Origin of the sequence: Pseudomonas sp. Sample_9 (assembly GCF_004307535.1) — a bacterium.
GTDB lineage: Bacteria > Pseudomonadota > Gammaproteobacteria > Pseudomonadales > Pseudomonadaceae > Aquipseudomonas > Aquipseudomonas mercuritolerans.
In genome coordinates this window covers 1-4,301 of sequence record NZ_RAZO01000137.1, presented here as the reverse complement: position 1 = coordinate 4,301, position 4,301 = coordinate 1, and the positions used below count along the sequence as shown (strand labels likewise).

Annotated in this window: 1 protein-coding gene; it reads left to right on the top strand. The window is 63.1% G+C overall.

Annotated elements, in window-relative coordinates; translation table 11 throughout:
- On the top strand, positions 1-4,301 hold a 4,301-nt coding region (locus D6877_RS07105; protein WP_347233402.1), incomplete at both ends, for an immunoglobulin-like domain-containing protein.

Here is a 4,301-nt window from a genome sequence, read left to right as displayed (position 1 = left end):
ACCGTCAGCACCACGATCACTGGCGCTACCGGTGGCAATTTCGAAAATCTGGTGCCAAGCAACACGCCTGCGGTCACCACCATCACCGACTCGGTGGATGACACTGGCCTGAGCCTCAGCGCCACCGGCTCTGTGGCCGAGGGTGGCCAGATCACCTACACCGCCACGCTGACGAATCCGGCCGGCACACCGGTAACCGTGACCCTGAGCAACGGCTCGGTGATCACCATTGATGCCGGCAAAACCACCGGCACCGTTACCGTTCCAGCGCCTGCCGATGACGTCTACAAGGACGCCGGCCAGGTCGAAGTCAGCATCAAGGACGCCACCGGCGGCAATTTCGAAAATCTGGTGCCGAACGCTACGCCGGCAGTGACCGAAATCACTGACACCGTCGATACCTCGACGGTGAAGCTGAGCGCAGACACCTCGGTTGCCGAAGGCAGCACCGTGACTTACACCGCCACCGTCGGCGCTCCGGTCACCGGCTCGCCTGTGGTCGTGACGTTGGCTAACGGCCAGAACATCACCATCGCCGTCGGCCAGACCACTGGCTCCGTGACCTACACCGCACCGAACGATGCCTTGACGGGCAACGCTCCGCTGACCAACTCGATCACTGGCGTAACTGGTGGCAACTTCGAAAGTCTGGTTGCGGATAAAACGCCGGTTTCGACCACTGTTACGGATGTTGCCGACACCACCAATCTGTCGCTCAGCGCCAGCAACTCGGTGGCAGAAGGTGGCCAGATCATCTACACCGCGACATTGACCAACGCCGCTGGCTCGCCAGTAACCGTGACCTTGTCGAACGGCGCCGTCATCACCATCCAGGCAGGCGAAACCAGCGGTAATGTGACCTTCCCGGCTCCGTCCGACGACGTTTACAAAGACTCCGGCTCCGTGCAGGCAACCATCACCAGTGCCACCGGCGGCAATTTCGAGAACCTCGTTCCGAGCACCACGCCAGCGGTCACTCAAGTCACCGACACCATCGACACCTCGACGGTCAAATTGACCGCCGACACCTCGGTCGTGGAAGGCGGCACCGTCACCTACACCGCCACTGTCGGGGCGCCCGTCACCGGCTCGCCTGTTGTCGTGACCCTGGCCAACGGCCAGAGCATCACCATCGGCGTCGGCCAGACCACCGGCAGCGTCACCGCCCCGGTATCGAATGACGTGCAGATCGGTCACGCACCGCTGACCAACTCGATCACCAACGTCAGCGGCGGCAACTTCGAAAATCTGGTCGCCGACAAGACCCCGGTCAGCACCACCGTGACCGACACCGTCGACACCACCAGCGTCGCGCTGACTGCCACCGGCAACGTCAATGAAGGCGGGCAGATCACCTACACCGCGACGCTGAGCAACCCGGCCGGTACGCCGGTCACCGTCAACCTGAGCAACGGTTCGGTCATCACCATTGAAGCCGGCAAGACCACCGGCACCGTGACCGTTCCGGCACCTGCCGATGACGTCTACAAAGACGCCGGCAAAGTCGAAGTCACCATCAAGGACGCCACCGGCGGCAACTTCGAAAATCTGGTGCCGAGCACTACGCCTGCGGTGACCAACGTTGCCGACACGGTCAACACCACGCACCTGACCCTCAGCGCAGAAAGCTATGTGCTCGAAGGCTCTTCGATCACTTACACCGCAACGTTGACCAACGCCGCGCAAACGCCGGTAACCGTCAACCTGAGCAACGGCCAGACCATCACCATCGAAGCCGGCAAGACCAGCGGTTCGGTGACGATTGCCGCACCGAGCGATGACGTCTACAAGGACGTCAGCAAGCTCACCGTGACCATGACCGACGCCAGCGGTGGCAACTTCGAGAAACTCGACGTCAGCAAGACTCCGGTCAGCACCACGGTCAACGACACCGTCGACACAACCGCACTGACCCTGACCGCCAGCGATACCGTCAGCGAAGGTGGCCAGATCACCTACACCGCGACCCTGAGCAACCCGGCCGGCACTGCGATGACCGTAACCCTGGCCAACGGCGCGGTGATCAACATCGCTGCCGGAGCTACCAGCGGTTCGGTGAATTTCCCGGCGCCCGCCAATACGCCGTACATCGATGGCAGCAACGTGCGGACGGCGATCGCCAGCCACAGCGGCGGCAATTTCGAGCGCGTCGAGGCCGATCGTTCGGCTGTGGTGACCAAAGTCACCGACGCCGTCGACACCACCGACATCAGCCTGAGCGCCACCGGCAGCGTTGCCGAGGGCGGCTCGATCGTCTACACGGCAACCCTGAGCAATCCGGCCGGCACCGCCATGAGCGTGACCCTGAGCAACGGCGCGGTGATCAACATTGCCAAGGGTGCGAGCACTGGCACTGCAACCGTCGCCGCGCCTGGCGATGACGTGTACAAGGACGCCGGCAAGGTCGATGCGAGCATCACCAAGACCAGCGGTGGCAACTTTGAAAATCTGGTGATCGACAAGACTCCTGCGGTAACTGATGTCACCGACACCATCGACAACAGCACTGTTTCGCTGACCGCCAGCGCCAGCGCGGTAGAAGGCGGCGTGGTTGTCTACACCGCGTCCGTGACCGCACCGGTCACCGGTTCGCCAGTGGTGGTGACCCTGTCCAACGGCCAGACCATCACCATTCCGGTCGGCGCCAGCAGCGCCAGCGTCAACTTCACCGCGCCGAACGATGCACAGGCCGGCGGCAACACCCTGAGCGTGAAAATCGACGGCGCCAGTGGTGGCAATTACGAAAATCTCGTCGCCGACCAGACCCCGGCGGTGACCTCGGTAACCGACGTCGCCGACACCACCAACCTGTCGCTGTCCGCGACCGGCTCTGTGGCCGAGGGCGGTTCGATTGTCTACACCGCAACCCTGAGCAACCCGGCCGGCACGCCAGTGACCGTGAGCCTGAGCAACGGCGCGGTGATCACCATCGAGGCCGGCAAAACCAGCGGCACCGTCACCGTTCCGGCACCTGCCGATGACGTCTACAAAGACGCCGGCAAAGTCGAAGTCACGATCAAGGACGCCATCGGCGGCAACTTCGAAAACCTGGTGCCAAGCACCACGCCAGCGGTTACTGATGTCACCGACACCGTCGACACCTCGACGGTCAAACTGACCGCCACCGAAACCGCAGCCGAAGGCGGCACCGTCACCTACACCGCCACCGTCGGCGCGCCGGTCACCGGTTCGCCTGTGGTCGTCACCCTGGCCAACGGTCAGAACATCACTATCGAAGTCGGCAAGACCAGCGGCAGCGTGAGCACCACCGCGCCGAACGACGTCCTCGCCGGCCACGCGCCGCTGACCAACTCGATCACCAACGTCAGCGGCGGTAATTTCGAAAATCTTGTCGCCGACCAGACCCCGGTCAGCACCACCGTGACCGACACCGTCGACACCACCAACCTGTCGCTCAGCGCGACCGGCGCGGTGAACGAAGGCGGCCAGATTACCTACACCGCGACTTTGAGCAACGCCGCTGGCACACCGGTCACCGTGACCTTGTCGAACGGTGCGACTATCCTCATCGAGGCCGGCAAAACCACCGGCAGCGTGACCGTCGATGCACCGAAAGACGACGTCTATAAAGACGCCGGCAGCGTTGAAGCGACCATCCAGAGCGCAACCGGCGGCAACTTCGAAAACCTCGTCGCCAGCAAAGAGCCGGTGGTGACCACGGTCAACGACACCATCGACACCACCTCCGTGTCGCTGAGCGCCACTGCGAACGTCGCCGAAGGCGAAACCGTGGTTTACACCGCCACCGTGGGCGCGCCAGTGACCGGTTCGCCGGTGATCGTGAGCCTGTCCAACGGTCAGACCATCACCATCGCCGTTGGCGAAACCACCGGCAGCGTCAACTACGTCGCGCCGAACAGCCCATTGGCGGGCGGCAGCTCGCTGAGCGTGACCATTGATGGCGCCACCGGTGGCAACTACGAAAAACTGGCGGTCGACGGCAAGTCCGCCGACACCGTGGTTTCCGACACCACCGACACCACCAACCTGAACCTGACCGCCAGCGATTCGGTCGCCGAAGGCGGCCAGATCACCTACACCGCAACCCTGACCAACCTGGCCGGCACACCGGTGACCGTGACCCTGTCGAACGGCGCCACGATCAATATCGACGCGGGCAAAACCACCGGCACCGTGACAGTCGATGCACCGAAAGACGACGTCTATAAAGATGCCGGCAAAGTCGAAGTCACCATCGAGGGTGCGACCGGCGGCAACTTCGAGAACCTGGTGCCAAGCGCGGTTCCAGCGGTGACGAATGTCACCGATACCATCGACAC